Consider the following 26,489-nt stretch of genomic DNA (forward strand, 5'->3'; position numbering starts at 1 on the left):
CGGCACTGCCGTGGTCAGCCCCTACAGGGCGTCGCCCAGCACCCTGTCCACAATAATCGCGGCTGCTGTACGCACCGATAGATGGTTGTACCCATCAAGTGACCGTATCGGCCGCAGTATGCCGTCGCAGCGTTCCAGCACATCCGGAGCCAGCCCGTGAGCTGTGCCGAACAGAAGCAGCACTGGTTTTTCACGCAGCATGCGGCGGACCGATTCGAATCCGGTATCGCCTGCGCCGCGGGCGCTGGTGGCGATGACCGTCGGCCGTTGCCCTGTGCGCTGCTCGATATCTCCGATGGCTTCCTCTACCGTGGAAACACCCCGGACAAGACGCAGTGCCGTGCCCCTGTCGGGGTTGGCGCTTACGCCGGGTCCGTCCGTCCAGTGCCGGAGCAGACCGTCAAGCAGTCGACGCTGGTCTTCAATGGGAGTGGTGATGTAGTAACCACCCAGACCAAACGTGCACGAACAGCGGCCTATATCGTGAATATCGAGGTTTGTCAAAGAAACGGCGACAGATTTATTTTCTTTGTTTACGACGGGATAATGTACCAGCGCGCAGTACAGATTTCTTCCCGGTCTTTCTCTGTCTGTTTTTCGTAGTATTTTTAAATCGTTATAATCTATTTGCGCATCGCGCAAAATTTCTGGTCTGTTGAGCAAAGTTGTTTTCAGGGCCTGCTCGCGCCGCCATGCGGCAATGCGCCCGTGGTCACCGGAGCGCAGAATCTCCGGCACTTCGTGCCCTTCAAAAATTTCGGGCCGCGTATAGTGCGGATATTCCAGCAGGCCGGAGGAAAAGCTTTCTTCTTCGCCTGATTCTTCATGCCCCATGTATCCGGGCACCAGTCTGCCGGTGGCTTCCATAACGGCCATGGCGGCAGTTTCGCCCCCGTTGAGCACAAAATCGCCCATGGATACCGGCTCGATGGGAAATACCGATTCCAGACGGGCGTCTATGCCTTCATACCGGCCGCAGATAATTGTCAGATTGTCACCGGTTGCCAGTTCGCGGGCCAGTTCCTGCGTGAAAGGACGACCCTTGGGCGCCATAAGCAGTATTCTGCCGGGGCGGGGAATGCTGCGCAGTGCCGCGGCCAGCGGGCCGGGCATCATCACCATGCCGGGGCCGCCGCCATACGGACGGTCGTCCACTGTACGGTGCCTGTCGGTGGTGTGGTCGCGCGGGTTTACAAAGCCGACTTCCACCAGACCGGATTCTCGTGCCTTGCCCATAAGGCCGCACGCCAGCGGGGAATCGAAATACTCCGGAAACAGAGTGACGATGTTGAAACGCATGCCTTTTTTGCCTTTGTGATGCCGCGTCGGCCCGGCTGTCCGCAGACAGCGCCGCACGGCATCAGCTGCCGGAAAGATAAATCTCCAGCAGGCCGGGCGGCGGGGTGATGCGTATGGTCTCGGAGTCCACGTCTATTTCTGCCACAAATTCCTCGGCGGCAGGAAACAGCACTTCCTTGCCGTCGGGGGTTGTTATCTCCCACACTTCCTGTTCGGGGGTGGGGGCAGAAAACGCCGTTAGGGTACCCAGGGTGCTGCCGTCTTCATCCAGCACCACGGTAAAGCCGAGAATGTCCTCAATGTAGACTTCGTCATCTTCCAGTTCCGGCAGCTCTGCATGCGGTATAAGCACCTTGTGCTGGCGCAGTTTTTCCGCTGCATTTCTGTCGTCTATGCCTTCCAGCAGCAGAAGTTCGGTGCCGGAGTGCCGGCGGCTGCTTCTGACCCGGTAAGGCACGCAGGGGCCTTTGCCCGCCTGCAGAAAGATGCGTTCCTGCATGAGAAAAGGGGAGTCCGCGTAAGAAACGACGCAGACTTCCCCCCGAAGTCCATGGGGCTTGGTGATCAAGCCAATCTGAACGTATTTGTCCATCTACGCTTCAGGCTTCCTTCATTCAGCCGGCGTTATTCCAGAATTTCCAGAACAGAACGCTTTCTGACCTTTGTGGAGGCTGCGCCAAGGATAGTGCGGATGGCACGGGCTGTACGCCCCTGCTTTCCAATAACCTTGCCGAGGTCTTCCTTTGCCACCTTCAGTTCAAGAACAGATGTCTGTTCCCCTTCCACTTCGGTGACAACCACTTCATCGGGTTTGTCCACAAGCGATCTGGCGATGTACTCGACGAGTTCCTTCAACATGGCTCACCTCCACTAGTGCTTCCACAGGATTTACAGCGTGAAAGAGGCGCTGCCGCATAGACCGGTATCCGGCGCCACGCCGGATCAGTACTACTGTGCGTTCTTTTTCAGCAGAGCGCGTACCGTGTCGGTGGGTTCGGCGCCGCGTTCGAGCCACTTCTGCACCTTTTCGGTGTCGATCTTGACTTCGGCGGGGTCCACCATGGGGTTGTAGTAACCGATGTAATCCAGAGGACGGCCTTCGCGACGGGCCTCGCTGTTGATAGCAATGATGCGGTAGAAAGCGCGTTTCTTGTTGCCCATACGGGTCAGTCTGAGTTTAACGGCCATAATGACACTCTCCCATTATTTTATGGCATAATATGGTATTTGCGGGAAATCGCAAGGGGACACCCCTGTGCTGGCCGCAATCTTACCTTTTTTTCTTGCCCTGTTTCTTTTTCTGTTTGTCTTTTTTACGCTGCTCGCGTTTTTTCTTCTGGTCCGATTTGCTGGGACCGGAAGGCTGCATGCCGTCCATGCCGGGCATGCCGGGAAAGCCGCCCATACCGGGCAGTCCGCCCATACCGCTCATGGCCGAAGGATCGGGCATGCCTTTGCCGCCCATGCCGGGCAGCTGGGGCATTTTGCCTTTTTTCTTTTTTCCGCCGCCCATGACCTGCTTCATCATCTGCCGCATGCCTTCAAAGTTGCTCAGCAGTTTATCCACCTCTTTCACGGTGGTGCCGGCACCTCTGGCTATACGTTCCTTGCGGCTGGTGTTCATCAGGATGGGCTGGCGCCTTTCCTGCGGCGTCATGGAGTTGATGATGGCCTCTATGCGGACCATTTCCTTTTCAGGAACCTGCATGTCGCCCAGCTTTTCGCGCAGGGCACCCATGCCGGGAATCAGCTTCATGATACTTTCGAGTGAACCCAGTTTGCGCATGCGGCGCATCTGAGTCCGGAAATCTTCAAAGTCGAACTCGGCCCGCTGCATTTTGCGGCCCAGTTCTTCAGCTTCTTCTTCCTTGATGGTGGTCTGCGCCTTTTCTATCAGCGTCAGTACGTCACCCATGCCCAGAATACGGCTGGCAATTCTGTCAGGGTGGAACACTTCAAGGTCGGAGAGCTTTTCGCCCATGCCGACGAATTTCACCGATTTTCCGGTGACAGTCTTGATGGACAGGGCTGCGCCGCCGCGGGCATCGCCGTCCATTTTGGTCAGCACCACGCCGGTGATGTCCAGCGCGTTGTTGAACGCATCTGCCACCGTCACGGCGTCCTGACCCGTCATGGCGTCGGCCACGAACAGAATTTCCTGCGGAGCCACGGCCTCTTTAATGGCCACAAGCTCCTGCATGAGCGTTTCGTCAATGTGCAGCCGGCCGGCGGTGTCAAGAATGACAACGTTGCATTGCTGTTCTCTGGCTGCGGCCACCGCATTTCTGGCAATGTCCACGGGGTTCATCTGCACCGTGGAATCATACACGGGCAGGTCAAGCTGCGCCGCCAGTGTTTTCAGCTGGTCGATGGCCGCCGGGCGGTAGACGTCGGCCGGTGCAAGGTACGGCCGCATTTTGCTTTTACGCAGATGGTTGGCCAGTTTGCCGGTGGAGGTGGTTTTACCAGACCCCTGCAGACCCACCATCATGATGACATAAGGCTGCTGGCCGCGCAGGTCGAGACCCGTGGTTTCGCCGCCCAGCAGTTCAATCATTTCGTCATTGACGATTTTGATAACCTGCTGCGCGGGATTCAGGCCCTTGAGCACGTCCTGACCAAGGCATTTATCGCGCACACGGTCGATGAACTGCTTGACGACCTTGAAATTGACGTCGGCCTCCAGCAGCGCAAGTCGGACTTCGCGCAGGCCTTCCTGCACGTTTTCTTCAGTTAACCGTTTCTGGCCGCTGAACTTCTTGAATACCGACGACAACCGGTCGGAAAGCGTATCGAACATGGTAACCCCAAGTTAACAACGTAAGAGGCGATTCGTTAAGTGACTTCGCGCAGGAAGTCAAGGGCAGAGTTGCCGCTGGCCGCCGCGCCCCGTGTCGGCAGATGCGTGTGTGTAGCGGAAACTACCCCTGTAACGCAAGGGCGGTCTGCCTGCGTGGCTGCCGGTCTTTTAATGCGGTACCGGCCGGTACGGGCTGTGCCGTACGGCTGCCGGCAGACATTCTGCGTCTTATACGGGGCGTGAACTGCGTCCGGCCCTGTCCGGGCAACAGGGTTACTCCGCGGTCATTTCCGGGCCGGGCAGTCCGGCGCATTCGTGGAACACCCGCAGACGGCATACGGCGCAGCGGTTCATGTCTAGCTGGGGGGTGATGGTGGCAATGGCTTCCGCCTTGTCTTCATATATGGGAATTATGGGACCGCATTGCAGCCGTTCCATGGCCGCGCGCACGCCGGGGTTGGCAGAGCACATGTACAGGCGCACCCCTGCGGCCTGCAGCAGTTTGCGTTCTTCAAAGATGGTTTCGCAGCCGGAGTAATCAATAAAGTTGATGCCGCTGGCAACGATCAGGATATGGTTCTGGCCCGGATTGGCGGCCACGATATTTTCCAGCTCTTCGGCCACATGTTCGGCTGCGCCGAAAAACAGCGAGCCGTCCAGCCGCAGTATTTTAAGCTGCGGGCATTCGGGCAGGTTGCGGTTTTCCTGTCTGATTATGTGGCGCATGCCGTCTATGAGCACCGGTGCCATGGGCATGAAGTGCGGGTGCATGGTACGGTGCAGATAGATGAGCAGCGAAAGGGCTACTCCGGCGATGAGAGCAAATTCCAGCTTTACGGTGAGTGTGGAAAGCAGCGTGACGGCAAAGACCAGAGGCTCGCCGCTGCCCGCGCTCATGATGCGCCGGATGTGCTCTATGTCTATGAGGTTCCACGCCACCAGCATGATGACACCGGCCATGGCCGGAAGCGGCAGATACGCGGCCAGCCCGCCCATGACGGAAACCATGCCCACCAGCAGAACCGCCGCAAAAATGGCGGACAGCGGCGTGCGGGCGCCGGTGGCGTAATTGACACCCGTGCGGGTGAACGAACCGGACGACGCGTAGGCCGAAAAGAAGCAGCCCACCATGTTCGACAGCCCCTGACCGATGAATTCGCGGTTGTTGTCTATGCGCTGGTGCGAAAGAGCCCCCACGGATCTGGCAATGGATACGGCCTCGGCAAGCCCCAGCATGGCCACCGCCAGCGCTCCGGGCATAAGTATGCCCAGCCGTTCCGGATCGAATACCGGCACGGAGAAGGGCGGCAGTCCGGCGTGCAGGGCTCCCACCATGCGTACTCCGTTGGCTGCGCCGTCAATGACAAGACACAGCAGCCCTCCTGCCGCCATGGCTATAAGCATGGCGGGCAGGCGTTTATCCACGCGGCGGACCAAAAGCGCCGTGACAAACGTGACTGCGGCTATGGCCACGGCATGCCAGCTGGCCTGCGGCAGCATGGAGACGAACGTTGCCATGTCGCGCGGCAGAAAACCGCTGCGCGGCACGGACAGACCGGCAAATCCGCCCAGCTGGCTTGAGGCGATGAGAATGGCCGCACCGGTGGTGAAGCCCGTCAGCACGGAATGGGAGACAAAGTTGACCACGGAACCCAGCCGCGCCAGCCCCAGCGCCAGCTGGATGAGGCCGGCCATCAGCGTGAGACTGAGCACAAGGCATATGTAGTCCGGTGTGCCCGCAGGGGCCAGCGTGCTGACATTGGAAAAAATAACCAGCGAGATGGCCGTGGTGGGGCCTGATACAAGATGCATGGAAGAGCCGAACAGCGCCGCTATGATGGCCGGGACAACGGCGGTGTATATGCCGTATTCAGGCGGCAGTCCCGCCAGCGTGGCAAACGCCACTCCCTGCGGCAGAACGATGATGGCTCCCGTGAGACCTGCCAGAAGGTCTGCGCGCAGGGTGCGGGCCGTTACTCCCGGCAGCCAGTGCATAAAAGGGAAAAAGGCTGCGATGCCCGTTTTCATGTGTACATGACTCCGTGATGTATGATGTCCGGCCACGGTGCGCGCGGCCGCATTTTTCACTATAGCGTGTAGTGGCGGTCTGTTCAAGAATTGTACATAAATCAGTCTGCCTGACGTGCGCGGTGCTGCGCGTGCTGGACAACGGCTGCGGTATTGCCTATCGGAAACGGACCGACCCGAAAATAACAGCCGTCGGCGAACGGCCAAAGCATTACGACAGCACGAGGTGGACATGTCGCTTATTTCCGCAGAAATTGCAGGATATCTGGAAAAATCATCGTGGATCCGCAAGATGTTCGAGGCTGGAATCGCTCTTAAAAAACAATACGGCGAGCAGGCTGTGTGTGATTTCAGTCTGGGCAACCCCGACCTGCCCGCGCCGCCTGCGGTGGGCGATGCTTTGCGTACCATGGCTGAAAATGCCGGAAAGCCTTTTGCTTTCGGCTATATGCCCAACGGCGGTTTTCAGTGGGCCCGTGAAGCTCTTGCCGGGCAGGTATCCGCAGAACAGGGTATGCCCGTTGACGCAGGCGATCTGCTGCTTTCCTGCGGAGCCGCGGGGGCGCTCAATGCGTTTTTCCGCGCTGTGCTGGAACCGGGCGACGAAGTGCTGGCGGTGGCTCCTTATTTTGTGGAGTACGGTTTTTATGTGTCCAACCATCAGGGTGTGTTTAAAACGGCCATGAGCCGTCCGGAAACCTTTGAGCTGGACATTGAGGCCGTGGAAGCCCGCATAACTCCGAAAACACGGGCGCTGATCATCAATTCGCCCAACAATCCCACCGGGGTTGTCTACAGCCGTGAAGAACTGGAAGCCCTTGCGGCACTTCTTGAGCGCAAGAGCCGCGAAAACGGCCGTCCCGTCTATCTCATCGCGGACGAACCTTACCGTTTTCTGTCGTTTGACGGTGTAAAGGTGCCCAGCGTACTGCCGCTGTATCCTTTCAGTGTGGTAGTGAACAGTTTTTCCAAAAACCTGTCTCTGGCCGGCGAGCGTTTGGGGTACATCTGCCTTTCGCCTCTCATGGAGAACCGCGCGGAGCTGATGGCCGCGCTGACGCTGACAAACCGCATTCTCGGTTTTGTGAATCCGCCGGTTATCGGCCAGCACGTCATGGCGCATGCGCTGGGGTCGCAGGTTGACGTGGGCGTGTACGCGCAGCGCCGCGATGCCATGGCCGAGGTGCTTTCAGGCGCCGGATACCAGTTCTCCATGCCCAAGGGCGCGTTTTACTTTTTCCCCAAGGCGCCGGGTGGCGACGATGTGGAGTTCTGCCGTGTGCTGATGGAGGAAAAGGTGCTCGCGGTACCCGGATCAGGGTTCGGCGGCCCCGGTTATTTCAGGCTGACATTCTGCGTGGATGAAGAAGTCATCCGCCGCAGTGCCGGCGGGTTTGCGCGGGCCATGGCTCATTTCGCGTAGCCGTCCGCCGGTGCGCGCCCGCAGTGCGCGCCGGTCTGCGCTGTATGCCGGTACAGGCAATAACGGCGCCGTCTCACGGGAGGCGGCGCTTTTTTTGCGGCCGGTACCCGTGCGGCGCAAGCAGACCTCAGGGCGCGGGGCGTTCCTTGGTCGTTATGTCGCCTAGGTCTATGCGTATCAGCGTGGTTACACGCATGGCATCGCCCAGAGGGCGGTCAGCTATGCCGAACTGTTGCAGCAGGCATTGCATGGCGTGCAGCCGTTCATCTTCTGCCGTGATTATCTGCGCCGTACCGGAGGCCATAAGGCTGGAAAAAAACGTTCCGGCCTTGCAGGCACCGGCATCCGGCCCGCCGTCGTAAAAAACGGCGTTGCTCACCACCGTCACCCATACACGCGGGTTATGCCGCAGAATGTCAAGTTTGGTTCCCCGCAGTGCGCAGTGCGCATACAGCGTGGTGCCCTGATGGCCGTAATTGAGCGGGACGGCATACGGCGTGCCCTGCGGCGTCACCATGGATACTGTGCACCATGTGGCGCGCGAAAGGATGGCTTCGATGGTTTCGGGGCTTGTTGTTTCACGGTTGTGCCTGTGCATGGCTGTCTCCGGCTGGTGGTCTGGAAAAAAAGCGGCATTCCGGAGAATGCCGCCTTGCAGGTCGGTTGCGGTTCAGAATGGAGCTGTCTCCATCCGCAGTCGGTTGAGTCTGTTGACGGCGAACTGCCGCTGGACCGTCAGGCTGTTTTTCATCTGCACGGCTGCGTGTATCTCCGACGCGAAGAATATACCCTTTTTCAGGTCTTCGGCGGAACGCAGGCGGGCTATTTCGGCATCCGCCGATTGCAGCTCGCGGTCATAACGGGCCACGAGGGCCTCAACATCCGGAATGTTATCCGGTAATGATACGTCTGCGGGCGGGTTTGTCTCCATCGGTCGGCTCCTTGAGTTTGCGCTTCATGTCAGGGTCGGGCAGGCCGTTGTACAGCAGCCAGAAAGAAGGCATCAGGTCGGTCACCACCCCGGGGTTTGTCAGGCGCAGTCCGGCGGAATAAGGCCGTTTGAAAGCGGCAAGCGCATAGGCCATGGCCCACCATGCGTCAGGACAGGTCCACGGTGCGGGCATCTGGGGTTTGCCGTCAGGTCTGACAAGGGTGTCTTCCTGCACGTCCAGCCCCAGACGGGTGATGAAGCCGTCCGCACCTTCGCGGAATACAATGTCGTTCTGCAGGGCATTGCCGAGGCCGGGCAGCGTGCACGAACCGCCGGTGGCGGCGCAGTGGGCTGCCACTGCAAGGGCCAGCGGGCGGAGGGCCTGCGGAACGCCCGCAAGACCGTTGTGCGCTGCCATCTGCTGCAGGTCGCATTGGCCTGCGGGGGCGCAGCTGACGCCGGAATCCTGCTGCTGTGCGGAAAGTCCGGCGGCGCGCAGCAGAGCGGTTGCATCGGCAGTGCCGGGCACGGCGCTGTTCCAGCGGCCCTGCAGCTGTACACGTCCCTGCGCGAAAGCGGGCAGGGCCAGAATGTATGCTGCCAGCAGAGGGTCGATGTCCAGCCGCAGATTTTCGGGCACGGATGGCAGCCCGGGCAGCACGGAAAGCTCGTCACCGGTGTGCTGTATGTCGGCTCCGCAGGCTTTCAGGGCGGGCAGCACTTCCTGCAGCACGGCCTGAGCATGCGGCGAAGCACCCAGATTGATGCGCACATTGATTCCCCACGAGGGGGCGGCCAGCAGCAGCGCGGTCAGCCCTTCTTCGGGCAGTTCAGCCGGTACGGTGATGCTGTCGGGCAGCATGCCCGCGCTTTCCAGCCGCAGGGGCAGGCCGTTTGATTTGGGTACCATGTGCGCGACACGTGCCCCCAGAGAGGGCAGGAAATGACGCATGGGGGTCAGATCGGCCAGTTTGAGCTGGTGTCCGCCGGTAAATTTGACCATGCCCGTATGCGGCAGAGCCATGAAAGCCAGCAGGTAGGCGTTGAACGTGTCGTCTCCGGCGAAAATGACCTTGTCGGCAAAGTCAAGCCCGGGGCCTTCTTTGCTGATGACAGTGTCCGCTTCCCACGAAAGTCGTGCTCCGGACTGGTTGAGCGCCTTTACCAGATCGATCACCCGGTCGTTGACCACCACATTGGAAATACGGGCGGCGGCTCCTGCGGCTGCGCACAGGGCTGTCCATATGCGGGCCTGACGGCTGCAGCCGGGACCGGCGATATTAACGGCCACAGGTTTCTGCTGCGGCGCGAGGTTGAAATCGGTGCGGGTTTCCTCTTCCTTTTTGTAGGTCAGGTCGAGTTCCTGCAGCAGCGAAAAGAGCTGGCGCAGCATGCGCTGATCGCCGGAAAAACGGGTTGTTGTCCGTTCCCATGCAAGACGTATTTTCTTTTCGTTGTTTACTTCGTCAGTGCCCGAGCCTTCCTTTTTGGGGCGGCGGGTCTTGGCCACAAGCCTGCTGCGACGGGCCAGTAGGTCGAGCAGTTCCTGATCAAGATCGGCGATTTCTTCAACAAGAGAGCGCCGCAGTCTCGGGCGGGGAGAGTCATTATGCATCGTAAGCCTTCCGGTAGGTAATATGTGGCGTTCCCCCTAGCGTGAATCGCTTCGGGGGGCAAGCTTATTCTGCCATGAAATGGTCATATGAGGAATATAGAATGTGGCCGGAGATGCCGGTACCGCGACATTATGTGCAACTGTTCACAAAGTGTGCGGCGGAAAGGGGGTCCGGCGGGCCCGCAGATGCGGGGTGAAGAAAAAGCGACAGTTAGCCGGTGACTACGTGAAAAAATGCATAAAAAGGGCTGGCAAAGTGCCGGGCAGGGTTGAATCCTTTGTCTATTAAAGGTAAATGGCAGTGGACCGGTTTCAAAACCTGACCGCAGGGCGCTCAGGAACAGCCCAGAAAGTGGATTTTTCCGCTCGGGAAGCCGGAATGAGACGGGGTTGTGAAAAAAAAGAACAAGTCTGTTGACAGTGTAAGGTGAGCTTTGTTAAATATCTCACAAGCGCACGGGCCAACGAACTCGTAAAAGTCTCCGTTAGGCACGGTGCTGGCCCGGAAGGCGGGACGGACTCCTGCTTTTCGCGCCTCCATCGAATCCAGATGGATCCGTTTTCGGAGATAAAGGCCAAACAGGTTAAACCCTTAATTCCGTTTGTGTTGGAGGAATAGGTATGCCGACTTATGTTGATCCGTCCAAGTGTGATGGATGCAAGGGTGGTGAAAAGACCGCTTGCATGTACATCTGCCCCAACGACCTCATGATCCTGGACCCTGAAGAAATGAAGGCTTACAACCAGGAACCCGAGGCTTGCTGGGAGTGCTACTCCTGCGTGAAGATTTGCCCGCAGGGTGCCATCACCGCCCGTCCTTATGCTGACTTCGCCCCCATGGGCGGCACCAGCATCCCCATGCGTTCCGCTGACTCCATTATGTGGACTGTCAAGTTCCGTAACGGCAACGTGAAGCGCTTCAAGTTCCCGATCCGCACCACCCCCGAAGGCTCCATCAAGCCCTTCGAAGGTAAGCCCGAACCCGGCGATCTCGAAAACGAACTGCTCTTCACCGAAACCGAGCTGGGTGCCCCCGAAACCGCTCTCGGTCAGAAGTTCGATATTGCCGAAGCCGACAAGGCTGTCGAATTCAAGGCTTCCGCTGTTTAGGTCCGGATTGGAACTCACGTTTTTTCCCATTAAGGAGAAAATATCATGCCGATGATTCCCGTTAAGGAACAGGTTAAGGGCGTGGCCATTGCCGAGCCCACCATCAAAGAACACGACGTTGACATCCTTCTCGTCGGCGGCGGTATGGGTGCCTGCGGCACCGCATTCGAAGCCGTGCGCTGGGCTGACAAATATGCTCCCGAACTGAAAATCCTGCTTATTGACAAAGCAGCTCTGGAACGTTCCGGTGCAGTTGCTCAGGGTCTGTCCGCTATCAACACCTACCTTGGTGACAACAGCGCAGACGACTACGTCCGCATGGTCCGTACCGACCTTATGGGTCTGGTCCGCGAAGACCTTATTTTCGACCTCGGCCGTCACGTTGACGACTCCGTTCATCTGTTTGAAGAGTGGGGCCTGCCCTGCTGGATCAAAGATGAAAACGGTCACAACCTTGACGGTGCAGCAGCCAAGGCAGCAGGCAAGTCCCTGCGCAACGGCGACGCTCCTGTCCGCTCCGGCCGCTGGCAGATGATGATCAACGGTGAATCCTACAAGAACATCGTTGCTGAAGCTGCTAAAAACGCTCTGGGCGAAGACCGCATCATGGAGCGTATCTTCATCGTTAAGCTGCTGCTCGACGCCAATGAAGAAAACCGCATTGCCGGTGCTGTAGGCTTCAGCCTGCGTGAAAACGTGGTGCACATCTTCCGCACCAACGCCATGCTGGTTGCCTGCGGCGGTGCTGTTAACGTGTACAAGCCCCGCTCCACCGGTGAAGGCATGGGCCGTGCATGGTACCCCGTATGGAACGCCGGTTCCACCTACACCATGTGTGCTCAGGTCGGCGCTGAAATGACCATGATGGAAAACCGCTTCGTTCCCGCCCGTTTCAAAGACGGTTACGGCCCGGTTGGCGCATGGTTCCTGCTCTTCAAGGCTAAAGCCACCAACTTCCGTGGCGAAGACTACTGCGTGACCAACCGTGCCATGCTGAAGCCTTACGAAGATCGCGGCTACGCCAAGGGACACGTTATCCCCACCTGCCTGCGTAACCACATGATGCTGCGTGAAATGCGTGAAGGTCGCGGTCCCATCTACATGGACACCAAGACTGCACTGCAGACCACCTTTGAAACCATGACCCCCGCACAGCAGAAGCACCTCGAGTCCGAAGCTTGGGAAGACTTCCTCGACATGTGCGTTGGTCAGGCTAACCTCTGGGCCTGCATGAACATTCAGCCCGAAGAAGTCGGTTCTGAAATCATGCCCACCGAGCCTTACCTGCTTGGTTCGCACTCCGGCTGCTGCGGTATCTGGACTTCCGGTCCCGACGAAGAATGGGTGCCCGAAGACTACAAAGTCCGCGCCAAGAACGGCAAGGTCTACAACCGTATGACCACCGTTGAAGGCCTGTGGACCTGCGCTGACGGCGTAGGCGCTTCCGGTCACAAGTTCTCCTCCGGTTCGCACGCCGAAGGCCGTATCTGCGGTAAGCAGATGGTCCGCTGGTGCATCGACCACAAGGATTACAAGCCCGCCATCGCTGAAAAGGGTGAAGATCTGGCCAAACTGATCTACCGCCCCTACTACAACTACCTGGCTGGCAAAGACGCTTCCACCGACCCCGTGGTGAACCCCGAGTACATCACTCCCAAGAACTTCATGATGCGTCTTGTGAAGTGCACCGACGAATACGGCGGCGGCGTAGGCACCTACTACACCACCTCCCAGGCTGCTCTGGACACCGGCTTCCACCTGCTGGACATGCTGGAAGAAGACTCCCTCAAGCTGGCTGCCCGTGACCTGCACGAGCTGCTCCGCTGCTGGGAAAACTACCACCGCCTGTGGACCGTTCGTCTGCACATGCAGCACATCGCCTTCCGCGAAGAAAGCCGTTACCCCGGCTTCTACTACCGTGCAGACTTCATGGGTCTGGACGACTCCAAGTGGAAGTGCTTCGTTAACTCCAGATACGACGTTAAGGCCGGCACCACCAAGGTGTTCAAGAAGCCTTACTACCAGATCGTTCCTGCATAAGCGGGCGCGCTAGCTACAGGGGCGGTTGCTGCCGCAACCGCCCCTTTTTTACCCCCCACCCCAGACGGTCTGAGCCGGGGCAGTAAGCGCCGCTTATTGTCTGGGCTTAGGCCGTTTTGATGAAAAAGGCCCTAAAAACCGTAGGGAGGATTGCTCCAATGTCGAACTCCATACTTGTCGTCGGAGGCGGGTTCAGCGGACTTACGGCCGCTCTCGAAGCTGCCGAAGTCGGCTATGAAGTGTTCATCGTCGAGAAAACCCCATTTCTTGGCGGACGGGTCATGCAGCTCAGTAAATATTTTCCCAAGCTCTGCCCGCCGTCCTGCGGACTGGAAATCCAGTACCAGCGTATCCGCAACAACCCTAAAATCAAGTTCTTCACTCAGGCCACCGTGCAGGCGGTCAAAGGTGAAGCCGGCAACTACACCGTAAAGGTTGCCATCAAGCCGCGCCACACCGCACCTTACAGCGCCGACCTCGGCCTTCTGGCCTCCTCTCTGGAAGGAGAATCAACCAGCGAGTTCGATTTCGGTCTGGCAAAGCGCAAACCTCTGTACCTCAGCGTTCCTTTCGCTTTCCCCAACAGATACGTGCTCGACAAAGAAGCTCTCACCAAGGCGGATGAGCTGAAAGTGGGCCGTTCCGTTGCCGTGGACATGAATGAAGCGGCGCGTGAGATAGAGCTGGAAGTCGGCTCCATCGTGCTGGCAACGGGCTGGAAGCCGTACGATGTGACCCGTCTTACCAATCTGGGTGCCGGGCAGATAGCAAACTGCGTGAGCAACATGCAGCTTGAGCGTCTTGCCGCATCGGGCGGACCCACCGGCGGTGCCATCCGTCGTCCTTCTGACGGCAAGGCTCCCAAAAAGGTGGCGTTTGTCCAGTGTGCGGGCTCGCGTGATCAGAATCACCTCAACTACTGTTCCTACATCTGCTGCATGGCTTCGCTCAAGCAGGCCACCTATGTGCGCGAACAGTACCCCGACGCTGAAGTCACCGTCTATTACATCGACCTGCGCACCCCCGGACGCTATGACAAGTTCATGCGCAAGGTCCGCGCCGATGAAAAGATCAGCCTTGTCAAAGGCAAGGTGGCCGGCGTGGAGGAAGATGCAGCTTCCGGCGATGTGATTGTGGAAGTTGAAGACGCCGTGAAGGGTGAAAAGAAAAAGGTGCGGTACGACATGGTTGTGCTGGCTACCGGCATGCGTCCCACTCTTGCCGACGAAAAGCTGCCCGTTGACGTGCCTGTTGACGAGGACGGCTTCATCGTGGGCGGAGAGGACAAGGGCATATTTGCTGCCGGCTGTGCCAAAATGCCTCTCGATGTCATGAGATCCGCCCAGTCCGGCACCAGTGCCGCGCTGCAAGCGATTCAAACGGTGAAGGGGAGGTAGCGAGCAATGGCCAAGAAAATAGGCGTATATTTCGATAAGTCCAACATCGGCGCCGGGCTTGATCTTGACGCGCTTTCCGATGTGGTGACCGGCAAGTTCGGCGGCTCGTGTCCTGTTGTAAAAGTATTTCCTGTGCTCGGTGCGGAAACCGCCCGTCAGGAAATCCGTCAGGACATAGCTGAAAATGAACTTGACGGTGTACTCATTATCGGTTCGTCGCCCCGTGTGGACTGGGACCTGTACCGCTTTGAAGGCGTGACCGTGGAACGCGTTAACCTGCGCGAGCAGGGCGTTCTTGGCTACGGTGCAAAAGTGGAAGCAGGCGAGGATGCCGAAGCCGACGAAGACCTTTTCAAACTGGCTGCCGACTATGTCCGCATGGGTGTGGTCAAGCTGACCAAAATGGAAGAAGCCGGCGGCGGCGAAGTGGAAAGCGTGCGCACCATCATGGTGCTGGGTGGCGGATGGACCGGTCTTACCGCGGCTGTCAATGCTGCCAATTCCGGTTACGATGTGGTGCTGGTGGAAAAGGAAGCCGAACTTGGCGGACGTGCCAAGGGGCTTTTGAAGACCGTGCCGCTGAAGTATCCCTACACCGATGTGCACGATACGGGCATTGAGCAGAAAATAGCTGCCGTTGAAGGCAATGAGCGCATCACTGTGCTTACCTCTGCCAAGGTGCGCAAGGTTTCGGGGCAGCCGGGCCAGTTTACCGCGGTTGTAAAAACCAAGGACGGCAATCAGGAAATTCCGGTAGGTGCCATTGTGATGGCCACCGGCTGGCAGCCCATGGATGCCGGTGTCATGGCTCCCTTCGGCTATGGAACTCTCGAAGGTGTGGTCACCGCTGCAGAGTTTGAAAAAATGGCCAAGGAAGGCACTCTGAAAGCCAGAAGAGTAGCTTTCATCCTGAATACCGGCCTTGTGGACGGCGGTGATATTTACACGTCTGTCTGCGATGAAGAACCCGCAGAGGCCGCCGCAGCCAAGCCCGAGGCCGAAGACGACGAGCAGACCTCCTACGAGCACAAGGACCTTGAGTCCTTGCGCCACCTGCCGTACACCAACGCCATCAGCAGCGTTGTGGCTCTGAAGCAGGCAGGCTATGTGTGCGATGCCAGCGAAGACGGACAGGCTTTTATCCTGTACGACTCCATGGTGGTGCAGGGCATACACGAGCGCTTCTACAAAGCCGCTCAGGACAAGCTGGGCGTCATGATGTCCAAGGCCGACATTACCGGTGTCGCACAGGCCGAAGACGGTGGCCTGCTGGTGCGCGCTGCCAACACCCTGATGGGTGAAGATGTCGAAATCAGGGTGGACATGGTTGTACTGCCCACCGGTATGGTTCCTTCCACCGCCAAAGACCCGGTGGTATGGTTCGATTACCGTCAGGGGCCGAATCTGCCCGACCTTGATCTCTTTGACGGCTATGCCGATTCCAACTACATCTGCTTCCCCTACGAAACCCGTCGTACCGGGTTGTACGCCGCAGGCTGCGTCCGTCAGCCCATGATGCTGGACGCGGCCGAAGAAGATGCCATCGGGGCCACCATGAAGGCCATCCAGTGCATCGAATCGGCCAACCGCGGCATGGCTGTACATCCCCGTTCGGGCGACCTGTCGTACCCCATATTCAACTTCGTGCGTTGCACCCAGTGCAAACGCTGCACCGAGGAATGTCCGTTCGGCGCGCTGGACGACGATGAAAAGGGAACGCCGAAGCCCAACTTCAGCCGGTGCCGCCGCTGCGGTACCTGCATGGGCGCCTGCCCCGAGCGTGTCATTTCGTTCGCCAACTACAACATCGATCAGATCGGTTCCATGATCCGCGAGATCGAAGTTCCGGACGACATGAACGCCGGCGGTCCCCGCGTTCTCATTCTGGCCTGCGAAAACGACGCCTATCCTGCGCTGGATATGGCCGCACTTCGCGGGCATCACTGGAGTCCCTACGTGCGTATCATTCCTGTGCGCTGCCTTGGATCGGTCAACGCAATCTGGGTTGCCGACGCCATGTCAAAGGGTATCGACGGTGTGATGCTGCTGGGCTGCAAGTACGGTGACGATTACCAGTGCCATTTTGTCAAAGGCTCTGAAATCTGCAACCGCCGCAAGGAAAACATTGCCGAGACGCTCAACCGTCTTGGTGTGGAACCTGAACGCGTGGAGCAGTACGAAGTCGCCATCGACGAATACGACAAGCTGCCCGGCATGATCGACGAGTTCATGAACATGATCCTTGAAAAGGGCCCCAACCCGTTCAAGGGTTACTAGGAGGAGATGGAAGATGGCTCAGCCTGTACGTATCGAACCAGATCTGCAGTTTGTGAAGGAGTTGCAAGCTGTCGGTGGAGAGTCGCTGAAAAAGTGCTATCAGTGCGCCACCTGCAGTGTGGCGTGCCCCATCTCCCCCGCCAGCAATCCCTACCCCCGCAAGGAGATGGTGTGGGCATCGTGGGGTATGCGCGACAAGCTGCTCAACAATGTGGATATCTGGCTTTGTCACAACTGCGGCACCTGCTCCGACCTGTGCCCCCGCGGTGCAAAGCCCGGTGACCTGCTGGCGGCTTTGCGCAACATGGCCTATCAGCGCCTTACAAAGCCTTCCATTGTCGGTAAATGGATGAGCTCGCCCAAGTATCTGCCTATTCTGTTCGGCATTCCGGCCGTGCTGTGGGCAGTGGTCTGGATGATCATGGCCAGCGTGAACGGTACTGTGATTCCCGAAGGCACCATCGTTTTCGGAAAGCTGTTCCCCGGCGATTTCACCATAGACCCCATCTTTATTGTTACGTTCTTCAGTATGGTGGGCATATTCTGGAAAGGCACAAGAAATCTGATTGCTTCGTTTAAACCGGAAGGCAAAACGCTGGTGTTGGGCAAAACCAAGCACTGGATTCTGCATCTGGTGGACGTGCTCAGAGAAGAGATTCTGACCCATTCCAAGTTCAAGGACTGCGGTGACGACCGTTCCGACCGCAAGGTGGGACACATGGCTGTATTCTACAGCTTCATCATTCTGATGATCGTCACCGCCATTGTGGCCGCAGGACACTGGGGCGGAAAGGTTATTCCGGCCATTGCGCTGCATACCCCCATGCCGCTGCTGTTCCCTGTGAAAATTCTGGCCAACATCGGCGCCATTATGCTGGTTGTTGGGCTGGCTATTCTCACACACCGCCGCCGTCAGCAGGATCCTGAGAAGACCAGATCGAACTACTACGACTGGTATCTGCTCAATGTGATCTGGTTTGTCACGCTGACCGGTATCGGAGCACAGCTGTTCCGTCTGGCTGATATCGCTCCCGTGGCCTACTTCGTCTACTACCTGCACCTTGTGTCTGTGTGGATGCTGTTCGCATACCTGCCCTGGTCCAAGCTGGGCCACCTGGTGTACCGTACAGCCGCACTTACCTACGTGCGGATGATGGGCCGTCGCTAGTCACGTAACGGGGTGCCTTTGGGCGCCCCGATAAAGAACGATAAAACTTTTCCTTGAAATAGGAGGCAGAAATGTCTGACGAAGCTCGCAGAGTATTTAAAATGGAGACTATCCTCGGCCTTATCGCCGGTAAGCGCGGTGCCGACATCTCCGACCTGCTCGGGTTCCTTTCCCAGCGCGACCTTTCCGAAGTGGAAGAAGGCGCTGTGGCTCCCATTGCCAGAGGCTGGCTGTACAGCATGCACCCCGACTTCATGAAATGTGAGTTTGCAGAAACTGATGTTTTTGAAGAATGGGCTGCCAAGCAGGCTGCCCGTCTGGGTGACAACGTATCCATTGAGGCCATACCCGCCGCAGAAATGGCCGGCATATCGGCCGTGCTTGATAAAATGGCCGCCGATGCTGCCGCCAATGCCGCTCAGGCCGCAGAAATAGCCGCACTGAAGGCACAGGTTGCCGAACTGACCCCCTTTAAGGCCGAAGCCGAAAAGCTGGGCAAAGAAGTGGAAAGCCTGAAGGGCAAGCTGGATACCGCCCAGACCGATGCCGCCAAGACCAAGAAGGAACTTGCCGGATTCAGCGGTAAAGTGGCCATCAATGAAAATGAGATTGAATCCAGCGTTAAGGACATTGTCTCGCGCGCTGTGAAAGATGCGCTTAAAGCGCTGCCCGTGGGTGCGGCTGCCGGTGTTGCAGCTGCCGAAGTGGCAGAAGAAGCCGCCGCAGGCTTTGATGAGCCTGCCGGTTCCGATGTTCCCGAGGACTTCGGTTTCGGTGCTTCCGGTTCCGACGGCGACGGCTTCGGCTTCTAATATGTGAGGATAGAATCCGGTTTACCGGATTGTAACACCCTACGGTTGGCCCGGCTGCTTATGCAGCCGGGCCTTTCTTATGGTGTTCTTACCGGATACGTTCAGGTGTGCGGTGTTTTTTCCGGCGCAGTGTGCAGAGGCGGTTCCGTGGGGGAGTGGGGGGAGCGGGGTACTCCGCCGCGGGGTATGCCGCGGAACGCACAGTACCTTTCAGCGGGCAGAAAAACGTCCGGCAGCAGCGCTGCCGGACGTTCTGGTGAGTCTCGGTCCGGGGGTATCTGGCTACTGAAGTCTGTCAGTAGGGGCGGGAGTGGTCTGAACGCTTTCTATCAGCAGTTCACGGGACTGCAGCAGACTGTCATGCAGCTCAAGGCGTCTTTGGACCGAAAGCCTGTTGAATTCCGGCCTGCCCACAAGATCGAGCAACTGGTCCATTTCGGCCTGAATGCGCTGTATGCGTTCGTACGGTACCGCATGGCGCGGGCCGGTGCGTACTGCAAGTTCGGTCAGACCGCGCAGTTCAGCCGCCAGCCTGCCTATGGTGTTCGGCGCGATACGGTCGGCATATCGCCGCCGTTGCTGCATTTCAGAAAAAAAGCGCTTGATGCGTCTGAACATGCTTACTCCCGCTGATGGCGGTTAAACCAGAGCCGACAACATGTTGCGTAAAACCATAACAATGAAAATGAGCAGAAGAAGGTAAACGGGCAGTGCCGCGAAAATAGCCTTGCCCCAGCTTATTCTGTGTCCGTGCTTGATGCCTGCAAGTGTGAGCGCAAAGTACCACAGCGGCCCCACAATCTGACCGAAAAACGGGAACAGTGCCAGCAGCCCGACGGCGTTGGCATAGGCCACAACGCGGAATGTGGTGACAAAACCGCCTTTATCGCCCCCCACAAGCCGCAGAAAAACCTGATACAGACCGGACAGCATGATCAGCTTGAGCACCAGAAAGACTACGGACATCAGAAGTATGGAAATGCTGCCTGTGGACTGGACCATCTGATTGAAAAAATCAGCAAGCGGGCTGGCGGCAATGACTTCGCGGTACATGCGCGCAGTGGCGAGAACCCAGCCCCGCGTTGCCAGTTCTTCAAACATACCCGTCAGCAGATAAAAAGTGATGGGCGCTGTGATGGTCAGACCGGGACGCATGGTGCCGAAAAAACGGGCAGGTGAAAATATGACCCGCTTGGCGGTTTCCATAAAAGCGCCCACAAACCCGAATCTGTCCGGCCATTCCCAAGGAATATCTTGCGGTTCAGGCCTGTTGAGCCTGTCGTGCAGGTCGTCGGGAATGGCGTAAGTCTCTTCTTCCGCCTCCACCCGACGGGTGACGGGGTCGTCACTGTAGCGGGTCTGGTCCGGGTTGTCTGCAGCGGGGGTGTTCTGCCAGAAGTCGTCGGGTTGCGCACGGGAAGTGTCATCGTCATCCCCTGCGTGTTCTTCCGCTTTTACCGTACCCAGCGGGTCACGTCTGGCATTTGCATGTCTTTCGATAACATCATCAAACTGTTTACGCTGCGGAGCGGCTTCGGCAGGGCTGCCGGCATCGGCTTCTGTTGTATGCCCCTGTGTGCCGTGTCCGGATGCATCGGGCGTGTTCTGTACAGCGGCAAAGGCGTTGTCCGCCTGTGCGGCGGCGCTGCCGGTGGCGGTGGGCAGGGCGCTCTGTCCGTCGGCGGCTGATGCTGCATCGTCGTCTGGCGCGCCGGTAATTTCTCCGGCAGCTTCGTCGTTGCCGTCCGTGTGTCCGCTCTGCGGTTTTTTATCACCCAATGAGGCTATATCGTCCCATATGTCACCGCTGGCAGCGGGGGCTGCGGTGTGCACAGGGCGCGGTATGGCCTGCCCTGAATCCTGTAGCGGCGGTCGGTCCTGATGCCGGCCTGCAGTCTCGGTATCGGGCTCCAGCACAAATTCATCCTGCTGCGAAAAATCACGGAAACGGAATTTGTGTCTGCACTTGGGGCAGGTGGCAAGAGCCGCTGAAGCGGGAATTTTGGATTCGTCGACATGACGTGTGAACTGGCATTCGGGACAACGTATCTGCATGAATTAACCCTCGGGGAAGTAATCAGCCAAGTTTATGTTGAGTGGAGCGGCAAATCAAGAAGTGAGACACTCTGATTTATCCGGCGGGGCCCAGCAGGATAAGCGGGACAGTGTTGTAACAGGCTTCCACGGCAGAAAAAAATTGTGCGGGAAGCGTGGGGTAGGTTTTGTTGAGACGGTGGGTGTTGCGCCCTGCGGCATTGTCGAAAACAGCAAGTTTGGCGGCAAGGGCCGCTTCGTCTTTGTGCAGTCGTGAAAGATGTCTGATGGTTATGGCAGGTGCTAACGCCAGATTACCTTCTGTTCCCTGCGCCACCTCATGCACGCGTCCGCGGAAGTGCAGCCCTGCGCTGCGGCGCATAAGGCGCAGCTGCATGTCGGGCCACATGCCGAATCCCGCCAGCATGGTATCCTTGTCCGGCCAGAAGGTCACCCGGGGAAACAGTACTCCTCCGGCACCATGTTCTGCGGCAGCATGAACAACAGCGGGCAAAGCCTGCCACTGTTTGCTGTCAAAGCGTTCGTCACCGTCAAGAAAAAGCACCCATGAGCCTGTAGCATGACGCAGTGCCTCGTTGCGCTGGCGGGAAAAATCATTTGCCAGCGGTCGTGCCAGATGGCGCACAGTACAGGCTGCCTGTGGCACACCGGCGGGCACGCGGTCGGCGTCCCATACGATGACGGCTTCGGTCAGCCAGTCCGGCAGCTGAGCAAAAAATTCTTCCAGCCGGGGTTCCTGCGGATGCAGGATGGCGCAGAAGCTTACAGCTTCTGCCGGAGGGCAAGGCGGAGAGGCTGGGGCCGTGACGGCACCGGCAGAAAGCAGCAGGCGCTGAATCTGTCTGTAAAATGTTTTTTCGGCAGGGGGCAGTGCTGTATTAAGCATCATGGTGGAACGGGCGGCGGTGCGTCCGGTGGCAAGCAGCAGATACACCAGGGCTTTGGGGGAAGTATCGCACAGCACGGTGTGCCTGCCCTGCATCCACCATACGGCACCGGCGTTTGTCGGTGTGCCGGTGCTGTCGGGAAAAGCGGCACGGAGCTTTTCCGGAGAGGCTTCCACTACGGTCAGGGTGCGTCCGGCGGGCAGGCGCCGGGCCAGTGCGGCAGCGGCGCTGCCGTCGCCCAGTCCCATGAGCAGCACATGAGGGTGCGGTACGCGCTGTGCTGCACGCAGCATGGATTCCGTTGTGCGCATGGGGTCTGCCTGCTGCCCGTCCGCTTTTTGTCCGTCTGCATTGTTTCTGCAGGATATTTGCATGGCCGCAGGGCGGGCGGTGTCTGCCTGTATCTGCCCCAGCTGCCACGGCAGGACGGCAAGCGTGTATTGTCGCAGCAGGGCGGAAAAATCAGTCACGGCAGTGTGCTCCGCACCGGTTGTGCTGCAGCGCTTCCGGCATGTTTTCAGACCGTTTGAGACCCAGCAGGTGACAATAAAGCGCGGCCAGACGGCTGGTTATGTGCAGCCTGTCAAAGCAGCGTACCGCCTTCTGCTGTGCTGCGGTGCCCATGCGTCTGGCTTCGTCGGGATTGCGCAGCAGAAAGGCCAGCGCCTGAGCATACTCCTGAGGCGTCTGCGCCACCAGACCGGTGATATTGTGTTCCACAAGTTCTGTCTGCGCGTTGTCGCGCCAGCCGTCGCACGGGTGCGTGACCACAGGCAGCCCGCAGGCCATGGCCTCTGCAATGGCAAGGCCGAAACTTTCGCCCGCATCGTTGGCGTGGGCCAGCACGGATAGTCCGTCAAGAAATTCGGCCAGACTGCTTTCGTTCCGCAGGGGCGGGCAGAACATGACATTGTTTTCCAGCCCGTGGCGGCGGACATATTCCGCAGCTTCGTCCAGCGCGCCCACAATCCGGTATTGCAGGTCGGGAAAGTCCTGCACGAGATGCGGCAGAAACGAGAGGGCCAGCTGCGACCATTTGCCTTTGTCGGCACGGGCAAGGCGGCCGATAACCGGTCTGCTGTAGTCCCGTTGGTGCGGCGGACGCGTGCGGGCGGCCAGAAAATCAGTATCCACGGGGTTGTAAAGCACCACACGCCGGGGCGGTTGTACCGGAATGCCGTGCAGATGTTCGAAACGCGCCGCGCAGAAATGTGAGACAAAAATGGTCGAGTCCACATCGCGTCCCGAGGGCGAATCGTCCAGTCTGCCAAATACGTTTGTTTCGACCACCACAGGCAGCAGCGCACAGGGGCGTCTGCCTGTGCGGCGGCGCAGAGCCTGCACGGGGCGCATAAGCTCGGGTTCGGGCCAGCCTGCTCTGTGCATATGGATAACGGCCGGCCGGTGGTTGCGCACGGCAGCGGCAATATCGTCGCCGATGAAAACGGGAATGCCGCTTTCGCGCAGCTGTTCGCCGCGTTCTCCGTCGCGCGGGCTCCATACGGCGGGGGCAAACTGCACATCATCGGGGGTGCGGGGCACGGAGGCAAGGGTCTGCACCAGAATCTGCATGACCTTTTCGGTGCCGCCCAGCCCCAGTGATTTGACGGCATGAAGAACCGGAATGCGTGAGTGACCCATAGGCGGTAACTTAGCGCAGAGCAGCAGTATTGAAAAGAAAAACCCTGAGGAGCACAGAGACCGCGGGGCGGTGCCCGTTGCCCGTTTCAGGTCGGCGCCGGTGCTGTATAAAGCCGGAGCGGCCGGACCGCAGCCATCTTGGGGGGGAATATGGCAGGCGTCAGCCGCTCCGGTATGGGGGGGATATGGTAAGACGGCAGGCTTTTTCCGCCGTTATGAACCTGCTGTTTTGCGGTACATATTTGCACCGAATTTGCGTGCGTTGAATCCGAACCCTGCGGGACGCGGCTGTTCTGCTGCCGCTTGCTGTTCTTGTCCGGCTTGCTGTTCAGGCGCGGGGGCGGACTGCTCCGTGGCTGCTGCGGGCTGCTGCGGTGCGGACGGCCCGGGGGCAGCTGCGGGCTGCTGCGCGGTGTGCGTTGCAGCGGGAGCCTGCGCAGGAGCGGCATAGCCTTGCCGGGCAGCGGAACCGAAGCCCGCCATTCTGCCCGGTCCTGCCGGGGGAAAAGCCGGTGCTGCGGCTTCCTGCGCTGCAGGCTGCGGTGCGGAAGCAGGCGTGTTCTGAGCGCCGTAGCGTCTGGCCGCAGCGCCGCTGCCAAGTGCGGGACCGCCGGACGGGGCTGCCTGAGGCATCATGTTGCGGTGCTGTTTGGTGGCGGCATCTGCCCGCTGTTTTGCGGCCAGCTGTTTCTGTGCTTCTATGGCCTCGGGTGTGTCCATAATCTGCGCATAGGCACTGCGCAGTCCGGACAGAATGCGGATGACTTCGTCGATCAGCGTCACGTCCATCTTCAGGTTGGCATTGAGCAGACGGGTGGAGCAGTAAAAGTACAGCTTGTGCAGATTTTCAGCCAGCTCGGGGCCCTGTTCGGGATTCAGACTGCCGTCCAGTTCGTTTATGACGTCCAGAGCCTTGGAGATAAGTATGCCCTTGGCAGCATAATCCCGCTGGGCAATCTTGTCTTTTGCCTGATTGAGGAACTTGATGGCTCCGTCATACAGCATAAGAAGAAGCTGCCCCTGAGAGGTGGTGGACACCTGTGTCTGGAAATAGGCATGGGCTGCCTTCTGCATGGTCGTCTCCTGTATGTCTGTCTAGCTCTTGTTCATCTGCTGTATGGCCGAACTGAGAGCCTGAGTCTGCTGGTCGTATGTGGTCAGCGTCGCTTCGAGACGCGAGAATTTAAGGCGCATGTTCTGCTCCCATTTCATCAGGCGCGTCTCTTCGCGGTCTATTTTTTCTTCAATTTCGTAGATGATGTCTTTGTAGTTGCGTTCCAGAATTTTCAGCGTGCCGTCGGTCGAGGTCATTTCCTTCAGCGTATCGGAAATTTCACCCATTTTGCCCTGACGCAGGCGCACAGCGTCGCTGTAAGAACCTTGCGTCATGTTATCCACGCGTACGGCCAGACCTTTTGCGGGGCCTTCCATGGCGATTATCTGGTGGCTGCCCTGTTCCACCTTGGCGGCAAAGCCACCTATGGAGGCGTTTATAATGTTGCCGGAAGCGTCGATTTCGTATGCAACTTCATATTTGCCGGGCTTGGTGATGCCGTTGACGTGCGATTCGTACGAAAAGTCGGCACTGTCTGAAAGCCCTTCACCGCTGGCGGCAAACAGAGCGGCAACTTCGTCCGGTGTTTTTTCCAGCGCTTCACGCAGCTTCACGTCGTCCACTTCCAGCAGGCCGTTGTTGACCGAGCTTTCATCCGAGTTGGTCAGTATGCCTATCTGAGCGAGCGAGCTGTAAATATCACCCTTAGTCTTACCGTCTTCCTCGTACTGGTAATCGAATCCCGGCGAGCGGTTCGATGTGATCTGCTTCAGGCGTGATGAAACCAGCTGCACACCGTAGTTGCCTGTAAGAACAGAGCCTTTTTCCGCATCAAACTGGCTGGTGGCCTTGGTGGCGTCTTCCCGTTTTTTTGCGTCGCTGACCTTGGTCAGGTCTTTAATTTTGGTGCGTACTGCATTCATGCCGTCCACAAATGCATGGACGTTTTCAATGATCTTATCAATGTCGGTGTCCACGGAAACCTGTGTCACGCCGGTATCACGCAGGTTGATGGTCAGCCCTTCTATGGCTTCGGTCAGTGTGTTGCTGGATGATTCCAGCCACGAACCGCCCGGCCAGTTGTTGATGCGGTACTGGGCGTTTTGCGGTGCCTGCTGGTGCCAGAACGCAGGGTCAAGGTCAAAGGCTGTCAGCGAGGTGGAAGAATCGATGCTGAGCGTGTTGCCCGCCCCCAGATCCATCCCTTTGAGCTGGAACATGTACTGATCGCCCGTTTTGATAAGCGAGGCTCTGACTCCCGGATTCTGGGAGTCTTTGTTGATCATGTTGACCAGCCCTTCCAGCGTGGTGCCGTTGGCAACAGAGATGGTATGCTGCTTGCCCTTGTAAGAATATACGAATTCCTGCGTGCTCCCCGAGGTGTTGATGGAGGCTTTTTTGTCGCTGAATCCGTTCTGGTAGGTCAGAATGGCATTGGTTGCCAGCTGGCCGACCTCCAGCTTGTACGACCCTTCAAGCGCCTGAGTATTGGCTTTGGCTGTGGCTATGCTGGCGTCAGAAGAGGCCGCTGTCTTGGTCATGAACTCGCTGATGGTGTCCATGCCGTCAACAATGGTCTTCAGTTTGCCTATTTCTGTACGGATATCCTGAAACGCTTCGAGGCGCTTTTCCCAGTCGCCTTTCCACAGTTCCATGCGGTTTTTCTGGATGCTTTCCACCTTTTTCAGCTGATCGATCATGGAGCTGAAATCGGTGCCGGAAGAAATACCGTCAAACCGGATGCCGCCTGAGAGCAGTTCTGTAGCCATATTTCACACCTCGGGCATTTTTTTCCTGAACGGGGTTGCCCGCAGGGTCAAATGCAAGGAAAATGCCATGCAGCCGGCCTCCGGCGCCAAAATAACTCCGCAAGGGACGCTGCAGGGGCATGTCCGTGCCACCCTGTATCACTTATCGGCGGCACACGGCAGAACTTTACCTGCCGTGTGCCG

General features: G+C 58.3%; 22 protein-coding genes. 7 read left to right on the forward strand and 15 right to left on the reverse strand.

Features of this window, described 5'->3' with window-relative positions; genetic code table 11:
- Positions 1-21: 21 nt before the first annotated feature.
- From trmD to H586_RS0109255, 6 genes are all read right to left on the reverse strand, one after another.
- On the reverse strand, positions 22-1,299 hold the full coding sequence (gene trmD, locus H586_RS0109230; RefSeq protein ID WP_011367127.1) for a tRNA (guanosine(37)-N1)-methyltransferase TrmD: 1,278 nt from the start codon (positions 1,297-1,299) through the stop codon (positions 22-24).
- A 61-nt stretch (positions 1,300-1,360) separates the two neighbouring features.
- Positions 1,361-1,891 (reverse strand): ribosome maturation factor RimM, encoded by a 531-nt coding sequence (rimM, locus tag H586_RS0109235; protein WP_011367128.1) that lies wholly within the window; start codon positions 1,889-1,891, stop codon positions 1,361-1,363.
- A gap of 32 nt (positions 1,892-1,923) precedes the next feature.
- A complete protein-coding gene (locus H586_RS0109240) occupies positions 1,924-2,157 on the reverse strand; it encodes a KH domain-containing protein (RefSeq protein ID WP_011367129.1) in 234 nt (77 codons plus the stop codon).
- 90 nt (positions 2,158-2,247) lie between these two features.
- A complete protein-coding gene (gene rpsP, locus H586_RS0109245) occupies positions 2,248-2,487 on the reverse strand; it encodes a 30S ribosomal protein S16 (protein WP_011367130.1) in 240 nt (79 codons plus the stop codon).
- 82 nt (positions 2,488-2,569) lie between these two features.
- On the reverse strand, positions 2,570-4,099 hold the full coding sequence (gene ffh, locus H586_RS0109250; RefSeq protein ID WP_027181887.1) for a signal recognition particle protein: 1,530 nt from the start codon (positions 4,097-4,099) through the stop codon (positions 2,570-2,572).
- Positions 4,100-4,372: 273 nt separating this feature from the next.
- A complete protein-coding gene (locus tag H586_RS0109255) occupies positions 4,373-6,127 on the reverse strand; it encodes a SulP family inorganic anion transporter (RefSeq protein ID WP_011367132.1) in 1,755 nt (584 codons plus the stop codon).
- A gap of 232 nt (positions 6,128-6,359) precedes the next feature.
- Here H586_RS0109255 and H586_RS0109260 point away from each other — a divergent pair, with 232 nt between their 5' ends.
- Positions 6,360-7,550, forward strand: a complete 1,191-nt coding sequence (locus tag H586_RS0109260) for a pyridoxal phosphate-dependent aminotransferase (RefSeq protein ID WP_011367133.1) — start codon at positions 6,360-6,362, stop codon at positions 7,548-7,550.
- A gap of 127 nt (positions 7,551-7,677) precedes the next feature.
- Here the strand turns inward: H586_RS0109260 and H586_RS20070 are convergent, their stop codons facing one another.
- The 3 genes from H586_RS20070 to H586_RS0109275 all read right to left on the reverse strand — a co-directional run bounded on the left by H586_RS20070 (position 7,678) and on the right by H586_RS0109275 (position 10,096).
- Entirely contained in the window at positions 7,678-8,148 is a 471-nt protein-coding gene (locus tag H586_RS20070) for a pyridoxamine 5'-phosphate oxidase family protein (protein WP_011367134.1), read from the reverse strand.
- 72 nt (positions 8,149-8,220) lie between these two features.
- Positions 8,221-8,481, reverse strand: coding sequence for a hypothetical protein (locus tag H586_RS0109270; RefSeq protein ID WP_011367135.1), 261 nt, complete (start codon positions 8,479-8,481; stop codon positions 8,221-8,223).
- On the reverse strand, positions 8,441-10,096 hold the full coding sequence (locus H586_RS0109275) for a 3-phosphoshikimate 1-carboxyvinyltransferase (RefSeq protein WP_027181888.1): 1,656 nt from the start codon (positions 10,094-10,096) through the stop codon (positions 8,441-8,443). The genes H586_RS0109270 and H586_RS0109275 overlap by 41 nt, the downstream gene beginning before the upstream one ends.
- A gap of 621 nt (positions 10,097-10,717) precedes the next feature.
- Here H586_RS0109275 and aprB point away from each other — a divergent pair.
- The 6 genes from aprB (at position 10,718) to H586_RS0109305 (ending at position 18,900) form a co-directional block, all read left to right on the forward strand.
- The gene (gene aprB, locus H586_RS0109280) at positions 10,718-11,206 is read left to right on the forward strand and encodes an adenylyl-sulfate reductase subunit beta (protein WP_027181889.1); all 489 of its coding nucleotides are present in this window, start codon (positions 10,718-10,720) and stop codon (positions 11,204-11,206) included.
- 45 nt (positions 11,207-11,251) lie between these two features.
- Entirely contained in the window at positions 11,252-13,246 is a 1,995-nt protein-coding gene (gene aprA / locus H586_RS0109285) for an adenylyl-sulfate reductase subunit alpha (protein WP_011367138.1), read from the forward strand.
- Positions 13,247-13,404: 158 nt separating this feature from the next.
- Positions 13,405-14,643, forward strand: a complete 1,239-nt coding sequence (locus H586_RS0109290) for a CoB--CoM heterodisulfide reductase iron-sulfur subunit A family protein (RefSeq protein ID WP_011367139.1) — start codon at positions 13,405-13,407, stop codon at positions 14,641-14,643.
- A 6-nt stretch (positions 14,644-14,649) separates the two neighbouring features.
- Complete coding sequence (locus tag H586_RS0109295) at positions 14,650-16,920, forward strand: hydrogenase iron-sulfur subunit (RefSeq protein ID WP_011367140.1); 2,271 nt, start codon at positions 14,650-14,652, stop codon at positions 16,918-16,920.
- A gap of 13 nt (positions 16,921-16,933) precedes the next feature.
- The gene (qmoC, locus tag H586_RS0109300) at positions 16,934-18,088 is read left to right on the forward strand and encodes a quinone-interacting membrane-bound oxidoreductase complex subunit QmoC (protein ID WP_011367141.1); all 1,155 of its coding nucleotides are present in this window, start codon (positions 16,934-16,936) and stop codon (positions 18,086-18,088) included.
- A 71-nt stretch (positions 18,089-18,159) separates the two neighbouring features.
- A complete protein-coding gene (locus tag H586_RS0109305) occupies positions 18,160-18,900 on the forward strand; it encodes a hypothetical protein (protein ID WP_011367142.1) in 741 nt (246 codons plus the stop codon).
- A 282-nt stretch (positions 18,901-19,182) separates the two neighbouring features.
- Here H586_RS0109305 and H586_RS0109310 read toward each other — a convergent pair whose 3' ends face one another.
- From H586_RS0109310 to fliD, 6 genes are all read right to left on the reverse strand, one after another.
- Positions 19,183-19,518 (reverse strand): hypothetical protein, encoded by a 336-nt coding sequence (locus H586_RS0109310; protein WP_011367143.1) that lies wholly within the window; start codon positions 19,516-19,518, stop codon positions 19,183-19,185.
- Positions 19,519-19,539: 21 nt separating this feature from the next.
- Positions 19,540-20,955 carry a YIP1 family protein gene (locus H586_RS21050; protein ID WP_027181890.1) on the reverse strand — a complete coding sequence of 472 codons (1,416 nt, stop codon included), beginning with the start codon at positions 20,953-20,955 and terminating at the stop codon, positions 19,540-19,542.
- Positions 20,956-21,031: 76 nt separating this feature from the next.
- Positions 21,032-22,312: a glycosyltransferase gene (locus H586_RS20075; RefSeq protein WP_051363959.1), complete on the reverse strand. Its 1,281-nt coding sequence runs from the start codon at positions 22,310-22,312 to the stop codon at positions 21,032-21,034.
- The gene (locus H586_RS0109325; RefSeq protein ID WP_027181891.1) at positions 22,305-23,483 is read right to left on the reverse strand and encodes a glycosyltransferase family 4 protein; all 1,179 of its coding nucleotides are present in this window, start codon (positions 23,481-23,483) and stop codon (positions 22,305-22,307) included. Before H586_RS0109325 ends, H586_RS20075 begins: the two co-directional genes overlap by 8 nt.
- Positions 23,484-23,696: 213 nt before the next feature.
- Entirely contained in the window at positions 23,697-24,557 is an 861-nt protein-coding gene (fliS, locus tag H586_RS0109330) for a flagellar export chaperone FliS (protein WP_011367147.1), read from the reverse strand.
- Between the two features lie 21 nt (positions 24,558-24,578).
- Positions 24,579-26,306, reverse strand: coding sequence for a flagellar filament capping protein FliD (fliD, locus tag H586_RS0109335; RefSeq protein ID WP_027181892.1), 1,728 nt, complete (start codon positions 26,304-26,306; stop codon positions 24,579-24,581).
- Positions 26,307-26,489: the final 183 nt, after the last annotated feature.

The organism is Oleidesulfovibrio alaskensis DSM 16109 (assembly GCF_000482745.1).
In the GTDB taxonomy this organism is placed as follows: Bacteria; Desulfobacterota; Desulfovibrionia; order Desulfovibrionales; family Desulfovibrionaceae; genus Oleidesulfovibrio; species Oleidesulfovibrio alaskensis.

Excerpts from the sequence above, each read along its gene's own strand:
- trmD (WP_011367127.1), bottom strand. The coding sequence starts at position 1,299 with ATGCGTTTCAACATCGTCACTCTGTTTCCGGAGTATTTCGATTCCCCG.
- rimM (WP_011367128.1), bottom strand. The coding sequence starts at position 1,891 with ATGGACAAATACGTTCAGATTGGCTTGATCACCAAGCCCCATGGACTT.
- H586_RS0109240 (WP_011367129.1), bottom strand. The coding sequence starts at position 2,157 with ATGTTGAAGGAACTCGTCGAGTACATCGCCAGATCGCTTGTGGACAAA.
- rpsP (WP_011367130.1), bottom strand. The coding sequence starts at position 2,487 with ATGGCCGTTAAACTCAGACTGACCCGTATGGGCAACAAGAAACGCGCT.
- ffh (WP_027181887.1), bottom strand. The coding sequence starts at position 4,099 with ATGTTCGATACGCTTTCCGACCGGTTGTCGTCGGTATTCAAGAAGTTC.
- H586_RS0109255 (WP_011367132.1), bottom strand. The coding sequence starts at position 6,127 with ATGAAAACGGGCATCGCAGCCTTTTTCCCTTTTATGCACTGGCTGCCG.
- H586_RS0109260 (WP_011367133.1), top strand. The coding sequence starts at position 6,360 with ATGTCGCTTATTTCCGCAGAAATTGCAGGATATCTGGAAAAATCATCG.
- H586_RS20070 (WP_011367134.1), bottom strand. The coding sequence starts at position 8,148 with ATGCACAGGCACAACCGTGAAACAACAAGCCCCGAAACCATCGAAGCC.
- H586_RS0109270 (WP_011367135.1), bottom strand. The coding sequence starts at position 8,481 with ATGGAGACAAACCCGCCCGCAGACGTATCATTACCGGATAACATTCCG.
- H586_RS0109275 (WP_027181888.1), bottom strand. The coding sequence starts at position 10,096 with ATGCATAATGACTCTCCCCGCCCGAGACTGCGGCGCTCTCTTGTTGAA.
- aprB (WP_027181889.1), top strand. The coding sequence starts at position 10,718 with ATGCCGACTTATGTTGATCCGTCCAAGTGTGATGGATGCAAGGGTGGT.
- aprA (WP_011367138.1), top strand. The coding sequence starts at position 11,252 with ATGCCGATGATTCCCGTTAAGGAACAGGTTAAGGGCGTGGCCATTGCC.
- H586_RS0109290 (WP_011367139.1), top strand. The coding sequence starts at position 13,405 with ATGTCGAACTCCATACTTGTCGTCGGAGGCGGGTTCAGCGGACTTACG.
- H586_RS0109295 (WP_011367140.1), top strand. The coding sequence starts at position 14,650 with ATGGCCAAGAAAATAGGCGTATATTTCGATAAGTCCAACATCGGCGCC.
- qmoC (WP_011367141.1), top strand. The coding sequence starts at position 16,934 with ATGGCTCAGCCTGTACGTATCGAACCAGATCTGCAGTTTGTGAAGGAG.
- H586_RS0109305 (WP_011367142.1), top strand. The coding sequence starts at position 18,160 with ATGTCTGACGAAGCTCGCAGAGTATTTAAAATGGAGACTATCCTCGGC.
- H586_RS0109310 (WP_011367143.1), bottom strand. The coding sequence starts at position 19,518 with ATGTTCAGACGCATCAAGCGCTTTTTTTCTGAAATGCAGCAACGGCGG.
- H586_RS21050 (WP_027181890.1), bottom strand. The coding sequence starts at position 20,955 with ATGCAGATACGTTGTCCCGAATGCCAGTTCACACGTCATGTCGACGAA.
- H586_RS0109325 (WP_027181891.1), bottom strand. The coding sequence starts at position 23,483 with ATGGGTCACTCACGCATTCCGGTTCTTCATGCCGTCAAATCACTGGGG.
- fliS (WP_011367147.1), bottom strand. The coding sequence starts at position 24,557 with ATGCAGAAGGCAGCCCATGCCTATTTCCAGACACAGGTGTCCACCACC.
- fliD (WP_027181892.1), bottom strand. The coding sequence starts at position 26,306 with ATGGCTACAGAACTGCTCTCAGGCGGCATCCGGTTTGACGGTATTTCT.